Source organism: Streptomyces sp. NBC_00887, assembly GCF_045207585.1.
This window is the reverse complement of record NZ_CP108788.1, coordinates 6,483,129-6,499,338: the sequence shown is the minus strand read 5'-3', so window position 1 is coordinate 6,499,338 and position 16,210 is coordinate 6,483,129. Positions and strand designations below refer to the sequence as shown.

19 protein-coding genes are annotated in these 16,210 nt (G+C 66.4%); 9 read left to right on the top strand and 10 right to left on the bottom strand.

The features are described 5' to 3' along the window. Positions 1-12: 12 nt before the first annotated feature. The 4 genes from OG844_RS29725 to OG844_RS29710 form a co-directional block, all read right to left on the bottom strand. The gene (locus OG844_RS29725) at positions 13-675 is read right to left on the bottom strand and encodes a DUF2637 domain-containing protein (RefSeq protein WP_406394415.1); all 663 of its coding nucleotides are present in this window, start codon (positions 673-675) and stop codon (positions 13-15) included. Between the two features lie 76 nt (positions 676-751). Then, positions 752-937 carry a hypothetical protein gene (locus tag OG844_RS29720; protein ID WP_406394413.1) on the bottom strand — a complete coding sequence of 62 codons (186 nt, stop codon included), beginning with the start codon at positions 935-937 and terminating at the stop codon, positions 752-754. An 84-nt stretch (positions 938-1,021) separates the two neighbouring features. Further along, positions 1,022-2,380, bottom strand: a complete 1,359-nt coding sequence (locus OG844_RS29715; protein WP_406394411.1) for an FtsK/SpoIIIE domain-containing protein — start codon at positions 2,378-2,380, stop codon at positions 1,022-1,024. Positions 2,381-2,382: 2 nt separating this feature from the next. Then, positions 2,383-2,712 (bottom strand): hypothetical protein, encoded by a 330-nt coding sequence (locus tag OG844_RS29710; protein ID WP_406394410.1) that lies wholly within the window; start codon positions 2,710-2,712, stop codon positions 2,383-2,385. Between the two features lie 161 nt (positions 2,713-2,873). Here OG844_RS29710 and OG844_RS29705 point away from each other — a divergent pair, with 161 nt between their 5' ends. Next, positions 2,874-3,662: a GntR family transcriptional regulator gene (locus tag OG844_RS29705; protein ID WP_406394408.1), complete on the top strand. Its 789-nt coding sequence runs from the start codon at positions 2,874-2,876 to the stop codon at positions 3,660-3,662. A 2-nt stretch (positions 3,663-3,664) separates the two neighbouring features. After that, the gene (locus tag OG844_RS29700; protein WP_406394406.1) at positions 3,665-4,330 is read left to right on the top strand and encodes a YdcF family protein; all 666 of its coding nucleotides are present in this window, start codon (positions 3,665-3,667) and stop codon (positions 4,328-4,330) included. 596 nt (positions 4,331-4,926) lie between these two features. On the opposite strand, the gene OG844_RS29695 is transcribed toward OG844_RS29700, so the two are convergent. Next, a complete protein-coding gene (locus tag OG844_RS29695) occupies positions 4,927-5,835 on the bottom strand; it encodes a YDG/SRA domain-containing protein (protein ID WP_406394404.1) in 909 nt (302 codons plus the stop codon). A 220-nt stretch (positions 5,836-6,055) separates the two neighbouring features. On the opposite strand from OG844_RS29695, the gene OG844_RS29690 reads away from it, so the two are divergent. After that, positions 6,056-7,525: a PIN-like domain-containing protein gene (locus tag OG844_RS29690; RefSeq protein ID WP_406394402.1), complete on the top strand. Its 1,470-nt coding sequence runs from the start codon at positions 6,056-6,058 to the stop codon at positions 7,523-7,525. Between the two features lie 396 nt (positions 7,526-7,921). Here OG844_RS29690 and OG844_RS29685 read toward each other — a convergent pair whose 3' ends face one another. Further along, entirely contained in the window at positions 7,922-8,098 is a 177-nt protein-coding gene (locus OG844_RS29685; RefSeq protein WP_406396305.1) for a GntR family transcriptional regulator, read from the bottom strand. 745 nt (positions 8,099-8,843) lie between these two features. On the opposite strand from OG844_RS29685, the gene OG844_RS29680 reads away from it, so the two are divergent. After that, on the top strand, positions 8,844-9,164 hold the full coding sequence (locus tag OG844_RS29680; protein WP_406394401.1) for a hypothetical protein: 321 nt from the start codon (positions 8,844-8,846) through the stop codon (positions 9,162-9,164). Between the two features lie 594 nt (positions 9,165-9,758). Here OG844_RS29680 and OG844_RS29675 read toward each other — a convergent pair. After that, positions 9,759-10,169, bottom strand: a complete 411-nt coding sequence (locus tag OG844_RS29675; RefSeq protein WP_406394399.1) for a hypothetical protein — start codon at positions 10,167-10,169, stop codon at positions 9,759-9,761. A 725-nt stretch (positions 10,170-10,894) separates the two neighbouring features. On the opposite strand from OG844_RS29675, the gene OG844_RS29670 reads away from it, so the two are divergent. Then, positions 10,895-12,238, top strand: coding sequence for a lipase family protein (locus OG844_RS29670; RefSeq protein ID WP_406394397.1), 1,344 nt, complete (start codon positions 10,895-10,897; stop codon positions 12,236-12,238). Positions 12,239-12,290: 52 nt separating this feature from the next. On the opposite strand, the gene OG844_RS29665 is transcribed toward OG844_RS29670, so the two are convergent. Further along, a complete protein-coding gene (locus OG844_RS29665; protein WP_406394395.1) occupies positions 12,291-12,749 on the bottom strand; it encodes a hypothetical protein in 459 nt (152 codons plus the stop codon). Between OG844_RS29665 and OG844_RS29660 the strand changes: the two genes are divergently transcribed. Next, positions 12,742-12,972 (top strand): hypothetical protein, encoded by a 231-nt coding sequence (locus OG844_RS29660; protein ID WP_406394393.1) that lies wholly within the window; start codon positions 12,742-12,744, stop codon positions 12,970-12,972. The two genes, OG844_RS29665 and OG844_RS29660, sit on opposite strands and share 8 nt — an antisense overlap. Positions 12,973-13,222: 250 nt before the next feature. Here OG844_RS29660 and OG844_RS29655 read toward each other — a convergent pair whose 3' ends face one another. Continuing rightward, the gene (locus OG844_RS29655) at positions 13,223-13,585 is read right to left on the bottom strand and encodes a DoxX family protein (protein WP_406394392.1); all 363 of its coding nucleotides are present in this window, start codon (positions 13,583-13,585) and stop codon (positions 13,223-13,225) included. A gap of 105 nt (positions 13,586-13,690) precedes the next feature. On the opposite strand from OG844_RS29655, the gene OG844_RS29650 reads away from it, so the two are divergent. Then, entirely contained in the window at positions 13,691-14,068 is a 378-nt protein-coding gene (locus OG844_RS29650) for a winged helix-turn-helix transcriptional regulator (RefSeq protein ID WP_406394390.1), read from the top strand. 57 nt (positions 14,069-14,125) lie between these two features. Here OG844_RS29650 and OG844_RS29645 read toward each other — a convergent pair whose 3' ends face one another. Then, the gene (locus tag OG844_RS29645; protein ID WP_406394389.1) at positions 14,126-14,560 is read right to left on the bottom strand and encodes a hypothetical protein; all 435 of its coding nucleotides are present in this window, start codon (positions 14,558-14,560) and stop codon (positions 14,126-14,128) included. A 247-nt stretch (positions 14,561-14,807) separates the two neighbouring features. Here OG844_RS29645 and OG844_RS29640 point away from each other — a divergent pair, with 247 nt between their 5' ends. Continuing rightward, entirely contained in the window at positions 14,808-15,308 is a 501-nt protein-coding gene (locus OG844_RS29640; RefSeq protein ID WP_406394387.1) for a GNAT family N-acetyltransferase, read from the top strand. A gap of 148 nt (positions 15,309-15,456) precedes the next feature. Continuing rightward, the gene (locus tag OG844_RS29635; RefSeq protein ID WP_406394385.1) at positions 15,457-16,206 is read left to right on the top strand and encodes an ATP-grasp domain-containing protein; all 750 of its coding nucleotides are present in this window, start codon (positions 15,457-15,459) and stop codon (positions 16,204-16,206) included. Positions 16,207-16,210 lie beyond the last annotated feature (4 nt).

Sequence of the window (16,210 nt, the reverse complement as noted above, 5' to 3'; positions counted from 1 at the left end):
GTTCCTTTCGTGTTAGGCGAGTTGGGCGGTGATGGCATCGGCGAGTGGGGCGGGGACGCCGAGGCGGGCGCGGAGGGTGGCCGAGTCGATCCGGGCACCGGTCGTCGCGTGATGTGTGTCCGCGACCTTCCGGGCGTGGTCGAGCAAGGCCGGAGGAACAGCCACGGCCGGAACAGCAGCCGGAGCCGGGGTCGGCACGGATGCCGGCGGGAGTTCGGGAGCCGGCTCGGGGGCCCGCTCCACCGTGACGTCCGGGGCCGGTCCGGGGTCTGGACCAGCCAGCGGTGCGGTACCCGGGGCTGTGGGCTCGGGTGTGGTGGGTGCGTGGGCGAGGAGGGTGCCGCCGAGGAAGGCGAGAGCGGGCCATCCGGCGACGAGGATGCGCAGCCAGGCGGGCACGTTGCCGAGGTCGAGGAGTCCGGCGGTGGCGATGTTCGCGCCTAGTGAGGCGGCGAGCGCGATGACGAACCAGACCCAGGCGGCGCGGTTGTCGGCGTGGGTGCGCATGCGGCGCCAAGCAGCGACGAGGAGCAGATCCACGCTGATCGGGTAGGCCCAGGCTTTCCAGCCGTCCTGCCCAGCAGCTTCGGCAAGGTCGTGCAGGTGCGAGAACGACAGCGCACCGGCGATGACGGCTTGAACGAGTACGGCGTCGGGGCGGATTTTGCGGGACATCAGGTCACCTCCTTTCGGGGGTGAGCCGGGGCCGGGCGGGATCTGGTGGTCACCGCCCGGCACCCGGGGCGAAGGGTCAGGCGTCGGGGGCAGTGCCGGAGCCGAGGCAGTTGAGGCAGAGCCCGTCCTGCTGGCCGACCGGGCGACGCTTGCGACCGACCCGAACCGTGGTGGGGACGTATCCGGTCCCGCCGCAGGGCTTGCAGGCGGCCGGCTCGGTCGAGGCGGGGGGCTTCTTGGGCTTGGTGGTCCGTGTGGCCATGACGTGGGGTCCTTCCGGTTCCGGGCATGGGCGGGGTAGGGACCTGGCGCGAGACGGTCACGCCAACCGGGGGAAGTACGGGCCCTACTCGGTGACCGGCCGCGGGCTGGCCAGCGGAGAGGCCGGAGCCGGGGCGGCGGCGGTGCGGACGACCGGCCGGAACGGGGCCAAGGCCGGGACGCCAGGGGTCAGGTGCGCGTACTCGTGGCAGAGGGCCACGGCGTCGGCGGCGCTCATTTCGGGGGTGCGGATGCGGGACCAGCCACCAGAGGCGTCACCGGCCACGGCCACACCGGGGCGATCCGGCGGAATCGTGGTGACAGCGAAGACCGCATCGGGGGCGATGTCGCCCAAGCCCATGTCGGCGGTCTGCTTGTCGTTGACGCGGTGGACGACGCGGCCAGTGAGCTGAGCGCGGAGCATGGTGGCGCCCTTGCCGAGTTCGGAGCCGAAGCGCTGCCCGCAGATCTCCAGGTAGATCCCGACCGCACGGGCCATCTGTGCCAGGCGCACCAGGTGCATGACCATGCGGTCTCGGCGTTCCTCGTCCTTCTTCGCTGCCGTCAGGAAGAGTTCGGCCACCTCGTCCACCAGCACCACCAGGGGCACCGGCCGAGCCTTCACCGGGAGGTCCCAGAGGTCTGAGACTCCGTGGGCGCTCAGGGTGTCGAAGCGCTCTTCCATCTCTCGGACCAGGACTTCCAGCAGCTGTGAGGCTTCGTCCGGGGTGACGGCGAGGGCGGAGAGGCGGGGTGCGTATCCGCGTTGTTCGACTCCGCGCTTGCAGTCGATCCCGATCAGACCGACCGGGAGCTTGGCGAGGCCGGTGATGAGGTTGCGCTGGTACATCGACTTGCCCGACTGGTTCGCGCCCAGGATCAGGCTGTGCGGGATCTTCTTGTAGTCGCGGACGAACGCGGTCCCGTCTTCCCGCAGGGCCACCGGCACCACCAACGGGCCCGAGGTGACCTTGCGGGGCAGTCGGCGCGGCATCTTCACCCGCCGCAGCACGTCGTAACCGGTCATACGGAGTTCGACGAAACCGGGCTTGGTCTCTACGACGTGGACGGAGTGGACGCCCCAGGCGTGCCGGAGCCGTTCCGAGGCAGCAGCCACGTCGGCAGGCTCCAGACCGGCCGGGAGGCGGAGGGTGACCCGCATGCCCGTGGACGAGCCGCGGACCCGGCGGACCTTGGGCGGGACCGGCTGCACGTCCTGGCGGCGGGCCACGTTGCGGACCATGAACGCCCGCAGGCGGGACGGCTGAACCGTCAGCCCGCACACATCCATCGTGGACCGGTACGTGGCGGCGAAGCGGACCCGGGCGACCGGCAGACCAACCAGCGACCAGAACACGCGAGGAGCGCGAACCTTCGCATAGCCGAGACCACCGGCAGCCGATAAGGCCCCAGCCACCTCGATCACCGTGGCGATGTCCGACATGATCAGGCACCCGCCGTGATGGCCACCGCGCGGAAGCTGATCCCGTGCCGGGTCTGGCCGTTGAAGGTGTTCTCCCAGTCCCGCGCCTTGAGGCCGACGACCGTGACTGGCGTGCCCGGGGTCAGGTTCTCCGGGACACCCGTGCTCGGCACGGTCACCTGGTAGAGGTTGCCCTCCCCCTCATCCGAGATCAGAAGACCCACCGTCGCGAGCGGAGCACCGGTCTCCCGGTCCATCGCGATCTCACCGGTCTGCTTGCTCACGAGCTTCGGCGTCGGAGGTGTGGCCACGAACACGACAGCGGTCGAAACATCGATCTTGAAGGACGGCATCTGAATACTCCCTGGATTGACGTGGAGCAGCCCAAAGAGGGCCCCCAGAAACTCACTGTCCTAGGACTGCGAGCCACTAAGCAAGATGATGGACCGTAGTCCTGGGACTGTCAACAGTCCTGGGACTGTGTTTGACTTGGTTCCGACGAGAGGGGTTCGGGATGGCGCCCAAGTGGCGAGAGCTGGCAGACAAGCTTGCCGAGCAGATCAGGGGCGGTGACTACGCTCCGGGCGCGCAGCTTCCGCACATCCGGGAGCTTGTGGAGGCGGGTGAGGGATCCAAGTCCACCGTTCACGCCGCCTACAAGGCTCTCGAAGCGGAAGGTCTGGTCACTTCATCCCGCGGCCACGGCACGGTCGTGCGTCAGCAAGTTCCTCTCAAGCGACTCGGAATCGCTCGATACGACAAGGCCAAGTGGCGTGACAGCGACGAAGTGGCGTTCATCGCGGACCGCGTGGCAAGTGGACGTACCTACCGCCGGAACGAGCAGACACAGACCGTCAGCCTTGTAGAGGCTCCCCCCGCCGTATCGACAGCTCACGGCCTCCCCGCAGGAGCCGAGGTGTACGCGCGGGCGCGCCTTGTAAAGGAAGGCGAGCAGCCCACCCACACCTTGACGAGCTACTACCGGCCCGAACACGTCGAGGGAACCCGCATCGTTGACCCAACTCCCGGACCCGCCGGCCGGGGCGGAGGGTTCCGCGTGCTCTACGACGCTGGTTACGAGATCGACCACATGAAAGAGCGGATCTTCGCTCGGGCCGCCACCCCGGATGAGTCGAGGCTTCTCCAGCTGCCGCCCGGAGAGCCAGTTGTTGAACTGCACCGGACGACGTTCACAGCTGACGGCACGGTGGTTGAGTTCGCCATCGGGGTGCACGCGGCATCACGTTTCGCCTGGGAATACGACTTCCAGGTGCCTGATTCCGCGGGTGACAAGGAAGGCTGACAGTGATCTCTGCACAGGACTGGGCCGACGCTCGACGGATTTGGGACTACCACCAAATGGGCCACGCTCTTCAACCCTGCTCCGTTGCCATCGGGCTCGGCAGCCATGATCTGGGAGTAGCGGAGACGTCGGCCAACCTGTACCAGCGGGGATTGGTGCCGCTACTACTCTTTACCGGAGCCACAAGCCCCACGACCCGGGAGCGGATGCCCCGCGGTGAAGCAGTCCACTACCGGGAGCGGGCACTCGAATTGGGTGTTCCCAGCTCGGCTGTTCTTGTGGAGCCGAGGGCGCGCAACACGGGTGAGAACATCCGCTTCTCGCAAGAAGTGCTGGAGGAGGGGGGCGTCGAGGTGGCTTCTGTCCTGCTGATCAGCAAGCCTTACGAGGAACGCCGGGCATACGCCACTGCCCGCAAGCTGTGGCCCGAGGTCGAGATCGTCAGCGCTTCGACACCGATGACTCTGGACGAGTACGTCGACTCCATCGGTGACGCACGCCTGGTGATCGACATGCTTACGGGCGCACTACAGCGTCTGATGATCTATCCGGATCAGGGATTCATGATCCGCCAGCCCGTACCTGCCGACGTAGCCGAGGCGTACGAGCGACTCCGCCAAGCCGGTTTCACCAGTCGACTCCTGCCGACCGATTCGCACTCTGCTTGACCAACGCCAAGAGCTGTTACAGGTTTCTCTACCTCATCAAGGCACCCGGCTGCGCTCCGCTCCGCCGGGCGCGCTTCCCGGCTCTGGCCGCTCCCGCGCTCCTGCCTTCGGCCCGCTCGTCGCTGCCGCCGCCGACGCGCGCCCGCAGTGGATAGGCCGAAGGGCATGAGTCGAGACCGATCCGCGGGTCCAAGACATGCCTCCGGCGGGGGCGCTCAGACTCCGGGATGGGAGGGGCGCCGTTTGCGGGTGCCGGCGGATTCGTGGTGAGCGTGGTGGGCTCCCATCCCGACCACCTTCGACCCAGGCAGAGCCGAGCAGTCGCGGCCCAGGGCGTCAAGGTCGTTCGTACAGTGGCGCGCTCCACCTTGACGCCCTGAACCACGCCCGCTCCACGGAGTGTGGGTCGAAGGCGGACGGGATGGGAGCTGGGTACGTGGTGGGTCGGAATGGGTGGTGATGGCTCGCTTCAGCGTGACAGCATGGATGGCCCACGGTTTCAAGCACGCCGACGCTCAAGACCGCCTGCGAGTCGTTCTAAACCGGCAGGTCAGGTTGGGACCCGGTCGGCCCCACATGACAGCGAGCCTGGGGTGTTACTGGCGCCAGCGTTCACGATGGTGCCTCACGCATTCCAGGTCGATGGCGTGCTTCGGGTGAGTCCGCAATACGCCACTTTCCGCGCCATCAAGGACTACGGAGAGGTCGTCGCTTAGTACGACCGCGCCGGCGTCGAGCATTACGTGACAGTTGGGACAGAGGCAGAGGATGTTTCCGGTGATGTCCGGGCCATTGTGAGGCGTACCAAGAGCTTGGATGTGCGCGCCCTCGCTGTAGCTACCTCCGGGAACCTCGATGCGAAGGTCGCAAATTTGGCAACGATTGTCGTGCCATGTCTTGACCTGGCGTTTTACGGCGCTGCTACGCACGATGCGCTGCACGGTCGAGGTGACCCGCTCTGGTGCTTCATTTCCCTCGACCACTGCGGCGTTGTTCAGTCCTTCCGGTTCCGCAGGCGTGACCGGCAGCTCTTGCTGTTGCGCAACCAGCGGGATGGGAGTGCCGTCATAAGCTTCCAACCGGAACTGCCAGATGAGGTAGCCGTCGATGCCCAGCTTGCTCCCGTAGCTGGTGACACGGTAGAGGCCGTCGTACCGGTAGCCGGACTCTGGTGCATACGCAGAATCGCTCTGCCATCCCCGGAGCACGCGGACGGGCAGGCCTTCAAGGTGACTTGTCACGAGGGCTGCGTTGCCGGGATCGTCCAAGGACTGGTTGCTCACCTGGTTACCAGCGCCGTCCTGACCGCCATGACCGGTATAGACGATTACATCCCCATAATCCTCATCGTCCTTATAACCGCCAGACACGACGATGGACTCAGCTCCAGTTCTCAGCGTTCCGCAGATGCCGGCCTGCAACGGCCTGTGCACGCCCACGTCATGCGCCAGCCGACGCGTGCTGTACTCCTGGCCCACTTCAACGTTCGGCACTTCACCAATCATGGGCTCAGCCTCGCACGCGCAGCTGACATCACGGCAGTGCTTTCGAGGACGCGCCGCCCCAAGTGGACAGAAGGCTCTGCGTTGCGCTGACGCGCTACTCGCCTAGCCTCCTTTGTGTGCAATGGAGCCGACTGGCTGCAAGGAAGGGCCTTTTGCGGCTACCTTGGCGTCATCAACAGCCAACGGATCGGGAGGTCTAGAAATGCCATACTCGTCATTCTTGTCGGGTTTCGAAGGAATGTGGAGGCGCCCCCTATCTGACTACGAGAAAGGGGCAAAAGAGTATCTCGTTACTCTGGATACAAATGTTCTTTTGAACCTTTATCGATTTACACCGCAGGCTCGAAACGAGCTACTTTCGGTCCTCAGGACCTTGCAAGAACGGCTGTGGGTTTCGCACCAAGTAGCCAAGGAGTACTATTCGCGGCGTCTGACTGCCGTAAATGAACATATCACCCTTTACACCTCCGTCCCAAAGGCTCTCAACGATACGAGAAATAAGGCACTCCAGGAACTCAATACATTCGCCAAAAGGCGATCCATGGCGCCCGAAGATAGACAGAAATTGATCGACCCTTTGAATAAGGCCTTCGAATCCGTAATCGCAGAAATTCGGAAACACGGGGAGGCCTTCGATCTCAGCCTCGCAAAGGTTGCAACGAATGACCCAATCCTTGAGGCGCTCGCCGAAATTCTAGACCAGAAGACAGGGGCTCCATTCGAGGAGGAGGAGTCCAGGAAGCTTATCGAAGGGTTTGCCGAGAGGGCGGATAAGAAAATCCCGCCAGGATATAAGGATGCCAACAAGGCGGATAATGCCCATGGTGACTACTTTGTATGGGAACAGGTACTGCGCGAAGCGGCGTCCCGGAAAATGCCTGTCCTGCTAGTCACGAATGACGCAAAGGAAGATTGGATTCAGCTGGAATCCGGGATCACTATTGGTCCGCGGCCAGAATTGGTGCGTGAGTTCAAGGAGCGTTGCGGACTTGACTTTCTCCTTGCAGACTTGGGCACTTTTCTCAAAGTCGCTGTGTCCGAGCTGGGGGCCGCCATCAGCGAATCAACGGTGGCTCAAGCTGAAAACATCGGACCAAGTGCCACGGGGAATGGTTCGGAACAGGTAAGAATCGCCAGAGAAGAATACAATGACGTAGTGGAGAATTTGATCGCGCGACAAAGAAACCTGCATTCTGCATTCATGGAACCAGGGCTAGGCGTTGCGGAGAGGGAGGTCTTCAGAAGGCGCAGAAGCGAGATGGAAGACGCCTTGACTCTCGCCCGAAACGCCTCCACGATTCAGCATTCGGACGGCACAGAGTCCATGCAAATGAATCCGGAAGAATGGGAAGCGATGAGGAAGGAAGGAGGCAGGTTCGGAAGGGGGCGTACTGATCGACGCCAAACGCACAGAGTCAGTAGACAGAGTAACCTCCATCAGCGCTCTGATGTTATGCAGAATCAACTACAGGAGGTGCATTTGGAGCGAGATTCGCTGACGAAGGAGAGGGGGGAATTGGAAGCCTTGATTTCTCTACAGGATGACAAGGTGGATCGAGATGAGATGCAAATGTTTTTGGAAATGCATGACGCCACTAACCGGAGGCTGGAAGCCTTGCAAGAGGCAGAAGAAAATCTAATGCGTCAGCTTCGCTACGTACAATTGCGTCTTCGTGAAAAGGGGGACTGAGTTGCCGGAGGTGTAGCTATCCAGGCAAAATCGGCGCCACGTCCGAGAGATCAGCGTGCAGGCTTCGTGCCAGGGGCAGTTGACATCCACGGTTGACATCAACGACGACGTACAACAGCAGCTTTGGGCGGTCGCAGAGGGCGTCTACAGTCGAGGCAGGCGCAGTTGTCTGGGTTGCCACGGCCGAACTCCTAAAGCGGGTGTCGCAGGTTCGAATCCTGCCGGGGGCACCAGGCATAACGGCCCGGACCGATCATGGTCCGGGCCGTTTTGACGGCAGCGTCTGACGGCAGTCACGTTCCACAGTCTCAGGACCGAGATGGCTCATCGGGTGGCAGGGGCTCAGCGAGCAGTGACTCTGCGAGGAGTAAGCCCACTCGGTCAGCTCCGTAGTGCTCAAGGCTTGGAACTCTCCTCTCGGCTCGGCAGGGCCAATACGGTTCGCCGCTTCCCCTGCTTCCCTTCCGCAAGCAGCCCAACGGCTTGCAACTTGTCGAGTGCCTTGCTGACTGTCGGCCGCGCGACATCGAACCGCGCACACAGAGCTGACGCACTCGGGAAGATTGCCCCCACGGCAAGTTCGTCATCCGTGATCACGGCAGCGAGCCGCTCGACCAACGGTCGGAGGTCTGCCCGCGGCGTAGCACCCGCCAGCGACCACCGGGCACCGGCTCCGCGACGCCCTCCTCAAGAGGACACCGAAGACTCGGAGCGCGACACCACGGGACACCCCGCGGTTGCGCATCAAGTCAGCTCGCCCCATGTGTACAGCGTCAGACTGAGCCCAGGTGCCCGCGCACAGTACGGAGCGCCCGGCGGTGGCAGGGCGTGCGGCTCGGGTGGCTGCGCTGCACGTTCCGACAGGTCTGCGATGGTGCGATCGGTTCGACATAGCGGGTACGCCTGCCATCGATGGGACACCCCTGAGAGTGAGCCCTTGACGATGCGCGAACATTGCGGATTGACGCGGTGCTCGGCGTAGGTGACGGCAGCGTCGGCGCACACGGGTGGTCAAGCACGGGCGCGCGCGAACCAACCTCGCGGTGCTGAGGGCTAGTCATGCAGGAACATGCCCCAACCAGCCGTACTCCCAAGCGGGTGTCGCAGGTTCGAATCCTGCCGGGGGCACGGACCAAGGGCCAGTTCGGAGGCTTGATGGTGCCCGCCGGCCCCTCTCGGTCACCAGGAATCCTCACCTCAGCTCTACAGATGCGACCAGTGACCGCTGGCTGTACTCTCTCCGCCACGCCGATCACCTGGGGGAATCATGACAAGTGCCGTTACGGATGCGTCCAACTCATCAACAACACGGTCATTCATGTCCAGGTTGCTCCTGGGCGTCGTGATCGTGGCGGTCCTTGCCGGGGGTGGAGGGTTTGCTGCTGGCCGTGCCACGGCGGCGGACTCAGGGGAAGCGGACCCAGGGAAAGAGGACTGCGCGGCGGTTCGGACCGTCGAGAAGGAGGCGGAACTCGAGGTGGACAGGCTCGGCCTGGACGAAGAGCTCGACTCCGACGATTTCGTCTTGAGCGTGCGCACACATGCCTACGTCATTACCCAGAATCCGAACTGCTTCCCTTCTCAAGATCGCGCGGAGGCTCAGGCCACACTCGACAAGTGGAAGCGCTACGAGGGGTGACGCTGTCGCCGCGTCCGGCAGTCAGGGGCATCCCTCTGCCTGCCGGGACTCTGGTTGGGTACAGCAGCGAAGTACCGCAACCACAGCGACCGGATCCCGTCCGGCAGCGTCCTCGTAGGGCCGCAGCGCGACCTTCAGGGACGACAGCGACCGGTCCACACAGAGCTACGGATCAGTAGTCCCCGTGCCACAACCGCGCCGGAAGGGGCGGGGACTCACAGGGAACTGCGGCTACTGGCAGGAACGACAGCACACAGACACCGAAGTCGGTATCCCGCAGGTCAGGTCCCAACTCGCCCCACCTCGCTCCTGAAGCGGGTGTCGCAGGTTCGAATCCTGCCGGGGGCACAAGCGAAAGGCCACCCAGGAAGACTTCGCACCGCGATCGGGAGTCGTCCACCGCGAGGGCCTCGGTCACCTGTACCTCGGAGTCGAACAGCCCAGGGCCCGCCCTGCCGGACAGCGACTGTCCCGGTTCGCCGGCCAGGTCCCCCACATGAGAACGACCCCCGACCGATTCGCCTGGTCAGGGGCCGTTCATCTGCGGTGGGTGCGGGATTCGAACCCACGGTCACATCGCTGCGACGACGGTTTTCAAGATCGCTGCCGAGATGAGTCGGCCCTTGTTCGCACGGAGGCGATCACGGCGGAAGCAACGCCGGTCACGACGAGGCTTCCCATCATGACCATCCCCACGCCGACCATGAACAGGCCGCTGGAGTCGTCCGACCAGTCGTAATAGGCGGCAACGGTCAGGCCGCCTGTGACGCCGAGCACGGCGCCTGCGATGTAGCGCCGGGATGCCGCCCAGTACACAGGTGCCAGCAGAGTCAGCACCAGCCCGATCACCTGCCACGCCTCGTAGGGGCCGGTCTCGGAACCATCAGGTTGCACGTCACGGTGCTGGTCCCAGCCCAGCCAGGCGGCCCACACCGCTAGCGCCAACACAGCCGGCACGAGGATCGCCATCAGCTGGGGAACGAGTTTCAGAGGTCGTTGCGACATGGCTCAAGCATTCCGGCTCACCCTGGAGCCGGCCAGAGTCCGAGTACTCACCTCCGCTTGAGTCATTCGGCCACGGATCACAAGTCCCCGTGCCACAACCGCGCCAGATCGGTCGGGACCCACACGGAACTGCGGCTGCCGGCGGAGCTCACCGTCAGCAGGCACCGAGGTTCGCGTTCCGCAGGTCAGGACCCAACTCGCCACACCTCGCCCCTGCCGAATCGACTCGGTCATGGAGCCACCACCGACCTACCCCTGAATCGGCAGGTCCGGACGCGTGAGCACGAAGATCATGTACGCGACTGCTGCCGCCCCTACCGTCGCGAGCGCCAAGCCGACCAAGGCCTGGGCACGGCCTACGTCCTGACGCGAGGCGTCTCGAACTCCAGGAATCCCCGGACAACGCCTGTAAGACCCATCGGCAGGGCGAACGGCCTTGAGCCACTCGTACTCCGGGCCGCGTTCCCATGGGGCCGCACGCCTGGCTGGAGCTGGTAGGGAGCCAGGCCGATCTGTTCCTCCGCCAGATCGCGGCCCGGCGGCCGCGGGCGGTCTCCGTCCGGCGATCCGACGTGCGGCCGGGCATCCGACGGCGGGCGCGTCGCCACCTCTCCGAGGCGGGACCTGAAATCTCTGCTGACGCGCCTATGTACAGGCGACGTTTACCACCAGTAACTTACCGCGGAGTAATAACACCTGTCCTGCTGCACGCATCGGGGGAAGTCATGAACCGGATCACCGTCAGCCTGCTGGCCACCGCCGCCGTCACCGCCCTCACCGTCGGTACGGCACCGGCCGCGACGGCCGCGCCCACCGCGGGTGAACAGGTGAACGCCACGGCGTCCGACCCGTTCTACCGCTACGACGGCAGCAAGCCTCTGTCCTCGTACCAGCCCGGCGACGTCCTGAAGAAGCGCACGCTGGACTACCACATCGTCGGCATTCCGACGCCGGTGAAGGCCGTCCAGCTGCTCTACCGCTCGACCGACGCCCAGGGCCGGCCCTCGGCGAACGTGACCACGGTGGTCCGCGGGCACCGCAGCGACGGCAGCAAGGCCGTGTCGTACCAGTCGTTCTACGACTCCCTCGACCCGGAGGACGGACCCTCCCGTGCCATCGCCGGGGAGGTCTCCCTCGGCGGCATCATCGCCAACGTCGAGACGATCGTTCTGGCGCCGCTGCTCCTCCGGGGCTATGACGTCGTCATCCCGGACACCGAGGGGCAGAGCGCCGACTTCGCGGCCGGTCCGGGATACGGGACGAACACGCTCGACTCGATCCGCGCGAGCACGCGCGCCGAGGGGACCGGCCTGAACAGCGCCACGCGGTTCGGCCTGTTCGGCTACTCCGGCGGGGCCATCGCCACCAACTGGGCGGCGGCCCTGGCCCCCGAGTACGCGCCGGAGGTGAACCGGCAGCTGGTCGGCTTCACCGAGGGCGGGCTGCTCGTCGACCCGGCGCACAATCTGAAGTACGTCGACGGCGCCCTGGTGTGGAACGGCGTGATCCCGATGGCGGTCATCGGCGTCACCCGCTCGTACGGCATCGACATCAAGCCCTACCTCAGCGAGAAGGGCCTCAAGGTCTACAACGAGCTCGAGTACGGCTCGATCGTCGATGCGCTGGGCCGCTACCCGGGGATGACCTGGAAGGACATGACGAAACCGGAGTACAAGGACCCGAACTCCATTCCCGCCTTCGTCGAGGCGGTCAACAAGATCAACCTCGGTCAGGCCGCCACCCCGACCGTCCCCGGGCTCATCGGGCAGGGGAACGCGGGCGTGCTCGAGGGAACGCTCAACAAACGGGCCGGCATCGGCACCGGTGACGGTGTCATGGTCGCCGGCGACGTGCGGGCGCTGGCCCGGCAGTACTGCGCCACCGGCAACAAGTCGATCAAGTACGAGCAGTACGACCTGCTCAGCCACGTCGGTTCCATGCTGTACTGGGCGCCGCGCGCGATGGCGTGGCTGGACGACCGCTTCGCGGGCCGGACCGCCCCCACCAGTTGCGGCAGGATTCCCGCGGGCAACTCGCTGGAGCCGGAGATCCCGACCGTCACGAAGTGACCGGCCGGGCCGCCGCAGCGCGGCCCCGCCGTCCTCGGTCCGGCTGCCGCGATCAGCCCCGGCGCGTGGTGTGGGGAATGCTGAACGAGGCGGGGCGTACCCGGTGGAGAGGTGCTCCCTCGGGTGCGCCGGTGTCGATCAGGTTCACCATCAACGGGGTGCTTCCGGTCGGCCCGGCGTCCAGTGCGCGCAGGCGGTACCGCTCGGTTCGCACGGCGTCCCGGGCCAGGGCGAATCCGCCGGCGTACGAGCTGTGGGGCAGGGCGTCGTTGGCGATCCGCAGCTCCTCGCGGCGCCACGTCCCTGCCGTCCGGTCCCACCGCTCCAGCGTGAATCCGTCCTGCGGAGGACGTTCGGCGGCCGGGGTTCCGTCCACCAGGATCTCCATCTGGAAGACCAGTCGCAGGTGGCTGTACGCACGGCTGTTGCCGTTACGGAGGGTCAACGTCAGCTCTTGGGGCGCACCGCCGCGCACGAGGCCGATGCTGCCGCCGGACGTGGCCATGGACATGGAGAGCAACGTCGGTACAGGGGCCGCGGTGACAGCCTCGGGCGCCGGACCTGGCGAGGTGGGCACACCGGTGGCCGTCCGCTCGGCACTCGGCGAAGAGGGCGCCGAAGGGTGGGGGGTGCCGCTTCGCTCCGGGGCCGAGGAGGAATCCGGCGTCGACGAGGAACTCGGGGCGGCAGCCGTCGCCGCGGCGGGGCCGGAGCGGCTTCGCGAGGCGTCCTGATCGTCGCAGCCGGTGGCCGCGACGGCCATAAGGGCCGCAGTGGCCACGCCTGTGATGACGCCGCGTCCGAGCCGCATGCCGTATCCCCCTGAAGTGCGCTCTTGAGTTGCGTCGCGAACCTAGCCTGGGCAGGCTGCGTCACAGGAGAGGGAACGGGTAACGATCGTGCTCCTGTGGTCAACGGGGGCCGCCGAGTGGCGAACAGTCCCGCTTCCGTCCGCGGACGGCGTACGCCGGGCGACCGGGACCTTCACCAGGTCGTGGCGAGCCACGCTGCCACGCCGGCGAGCACGATGAGGGCGACGTTGAGACCGGTTTCCCTGACCTCGCCCCGCGACAGGTGCAGACCCGTCGCCAGTACCTGCAGCACGAGGAAGCCGAGCGCGGCCAGGACCGCGAGGACGGGCGCGATCCCCGTGAGCGGCGGCAGCACGAGGCCGGCGGCACCCAGGATCTCGACGGCTCCGATGATCCGGACCAGGGGCATCGGGACCGTGTCCACCCAGCCCATCATGGGCGCGAGCTGCTCCTTGCGCTGCGCGACCTTCTTGCCGCCCGCGTACAGGTAGAAGACTCCCAGCAGCCCGGCGACGATCCAGTAGGCGATCTCCATGTGCGTCCTCCGTCATGGTTACGACTTGTAAGCAAGCACATGATCGGTGACTATGGAAAACCTTACAAAAGGCACACCGGTGTGCGTTGCGAACAGAGGACGCCGATGTCGAAGTACCGCAACAGCTGCCTCATCCGCGGCGACGGCGGCCGTGCCGTCCGAGGCATTCTGGACCGCATCGGCGACAAGTGGACCCTGCTGGTGGTGGCCACACTCGACGGTGAACGCATGCGCTTCACCGAGCTCCAGCAGCGGATCCCGGGAATCTCGCAGCGCATGCTCACCCGCACGGTCCGGCACCTCGAGCGCGACGGCCTCGTCACCCGTACAGTGTTCCCCGAGGTCCCGCCGCGCGTCGAGTACGAGCTCACCGCGATGGGTCGCACCCTGATCGAACCCGCTGTGAAGCTGGCCGAGTGGGCCGTCGACAACAACCCCGGCATCGAGCTGAGCCAGGCGGACTACGACTCGGAACAGCCCTGAGACGTCACTCCGCCCGGCCGCCGGCCCGTTCCGGGAAGGCCCGTTCCGGGAAGAGGGTCAGCCCGCCAGGGGCAGGACCGCCGCTATCGCGTTCCGTTCCTTGCGCCCGGCCAGCGGGAAGACGATCTTCAAGCCCTGCTCGTTGTCCGGCGAGGACACGACGAAGGACGAGTTGAGCAGCCGCTCCTTGATCTCCGAGCGGACGAGACCGGCGCGCGGAATCGTCATCAGGTGCTCCTCGGGCCGGGCGAACGTCGGGTTGGCCCGGAAGACGAAGATGCGACGGTCGGTCATCGCCAGGTACATCGGGACCGGCACCGGGATCACGGCCATGCCACCGCCGCTCATGATCGCCGAGGCTGCCGCGAACGCCGCTGTGCGGCGCACGGAGACCGAACTCAGGTTCACGATGGACGTCACCTCGACCCGCTCCTCGGGCTCGAGCATGGGGTCGACGGCGGCCAGCAGCAGCCGACGGCGCTTTCCGTTCACGGGTGTACTCCTACGAGGTTGGATGCCTGGCCCGGACGGGATGCTTTTCCCGCCGGGGTTTCGGCAGCCCGGCCCCGGACGCCACCGCAGGTTCCGGAGCCCGGCAATCAGCCGACCGGTCCACCTCGCGGGGCCCGGCCGGCGTGAGCTGTCGGCACACCCTGGCACACGCGTTCCCACGACCTTCACGGGCACCCCCGTGACGGCCCCTACGCAGACCCGGGCCCCGTCCTGCGATGCTGGTTTCATGACTGATCGAGGCGAGATCGCCATCGTTCCGTGGCCCGGTCGGGGCCCGTCCGCGGAGGACGGACTGTCCGGGCTGCTGGCGGCCTACCACCTGCGCACCGAGGAGGAGAAGGGCGCGGCCGTCCCCGACGTGGGAGCGCTGCCGGACCGCTACCGAGCGGAGATCCTGGATCCGCGGACCGCGTTCGCGAACGATGTCGTGCTGGTGGCACTGAGCGGGGCCGAAGCGGTGGGCTGCCTGGTGGTGACTGCCCCCGTCGAGGAGCGATGCGAGGTCAAGCGGCTCTGGACCGCGCCGTCCTTCCGGGGCCGGGGCGTCGCTTCGGAGCTGATCGGTGCCGCGCTCGCGCGATGTGCGCGGGACGGCGTGAGTACGGTGGGGCTGTCCGTGTGGAAGTGGCGGACTGGCGCCGTCGCCCTGTACGAACGGCTCGGCTTCGCCGTCACCGAGTCCTGGGACGAGCGGGGCGATCTGGTGTGCATGGAGCGTGCCGTGTGAGTGCCGACGCGGTCCAGCCGCCAGGCAGTGCGGGCTGCGAGTCGCCCGGTCGACGCCCACGGGTACGCCCCGGAGCGCCTCCGCCGGGCTCACGGCGGTGGCGAAATCCGGTGGGGCACACGGGTGCGCTGCGTAATGATCGGCGCCCATGACCCTCGTACTCCCTCCTCGTCCCACCGCTTCGGCACGGACCCTCGGCGACACCGCCCGGAGGCGCGGCCTGCGGACCGTGCAGCTGCCGGACTTCGACGTGCCCGAGGGGCTGCGCGGCGGGGGCGCCCATCTGCATGCCGGACCGTCCTTCGCCGACGCCGTGGCACCCGCACTGGGCATCGCGCCGCTGGAGGCCCCCGCCGACTGGCTGGCCCGGCTGCCCGTCGCGTTCACCCGGCGTGAGATCCGGGCCGTGCCCATCCGTGAGGCGTACCGGCTGCGCCGCCCCGCGTTCGTCAAGTCGCCCAACGACAAGAGCATTCCGGCCCTGGTGTACGCGGACGGGTCCCGGCTGCCCGGGCCGGACGCGGTCGATCCCGGGACCGTGGTGCTGGTGAGCGATGTCATGGTGTTCGCCGCCGAGTACCGCCTGTATGTGCTCGACGGCCACGTGGTCTGCGGAAGCCGGTACGCCGAGGGCGGCCGGCTCCGCCCGGCTCCGCTGCCGGCCGGGGCGCTCGCCTTCGGCGCCGATCTGCTCGCCGCCGCCGGACATACCCTGCCGTCCGCGATCGTCGTCGACGCCGGCACCACCGACGCCGGCCAGTGGGCCGTCATCGAGGCCAACGCGGCGTGGGCGAGTGGCTGTTACGCCTCCGATCCGGACCGCGCCCTCGACGTCGTCCTCCGGGCCGCCGGTCCGGCCGGCCAACTCAGCGAACGGGACCGTGCGTTCGTCCGCTGACCCG

Bases quoted from the DNA above. Each gene is read 5' to 3' on its own strand.
- OG844_RS29725 (WP_406394415.1), bottom strand. From the start codon at position 675: ATGTCCCGCAAAATCCGCCCCGACGCCGTACTCGTTCAAGCCGTCATC.
- OG844_RS29720 (WP_406394413.1), bottom strand. From the start codon at position 937: ATGGCCACACGGACCACCAAGCCCAAGAAGCCCCCCGCCTCGACCGAG.
- OG844_RS29715 (WP_406394411.1), bottom strand. From the start codon at position 2,380: ATGTCGGACATCGCCACGGTGATCGAGGTGGCTGGGGCCTTATCGGCT.
- OG844_RS29710 (WP_406394410.1), bottom strand. From the start codon at position 2,712: ATGCCGTCCTTCAAGATCGATGTTTCGACCGCTGTCGTGTTCGTGGCC.
- OG844_RS29705 (WP_406394408.1), top strand. From the start codon at position 2,874: ATGGCGCCCAAGTGGCGAGAGCTGGCAGACAAGCTTGCCGAGCAGATC.
- OG844_RS29695 (WP_406394404.1), bottom strand. From the start codon at position 5,835: ATGATTGGTGAAGTGCCGAACGTTGAAGTGGGCCAGGAGTACAGCACG.
- OG844_RS29680 (WP_406394401.1), top strand. From the start codon at position 8,844: ATGTCCAGGTTGCTCCTGGGCGTCGTGATCGTGGCGGTCCTTGCCGGG.
- OG844_RS29675 (WP_406394399.1), bottom strand. From the start codon at position 10,169: ATGTCGCAACGACCTCTGAAACTCGTTCCCCAGCTGATGGCGATCCTC.
- OG844_RS29670 (WP_406394397.1), top strand. From the start codon at position 10,895: ATGAACCGGATCACCGTCAGCCTGCTGGCCACCGCCGCCGTCACCGCC.
- OG844_RS29660 (WP_406394393.1), top strand. From the start codon at position 12,742: ATGGACATGGAGAGCAACGTCGGTACAGGGGCCGCGGTGACAGCCTCG.
- OG844_RS29665 (WP_406394395.1), bottom strand. From the start codon at position 12,749: ATGTCCATGGCCACGTCCGGCGGCAGCATCGGCCTCGTGCGCGGCGGT.
- OG844_RS29655 (WP_406394392.1), bottom strand. From the start codon at position 13,585: ATGGAGATCGCCTACTGGATCGTCGCCGGGCTGCTGGGAGTCTTCTAC.
- OG844_RS29650 (WP_406394390.1), top strand. From the start codon at position 13,691: ATGTCGAAGTACCGCAACAGCTGCCTCATCCGCGGCGACGGCGGCCGT.
- OG844_RS29640 (WP_406394387.1), top strand. From the start codon at position 14,808: ATGACTGATCGAGGCGAGATCGCCATCGTTCCGTGGCCCGGTCGGGGC.
- OG844_RS29635 (WP_406394385.1), top strand. From the start codon at position 15,457: ATGACCCTCGTACTCCCTCCTCGTCCCACCGCTTCGGCACGGACCCTC.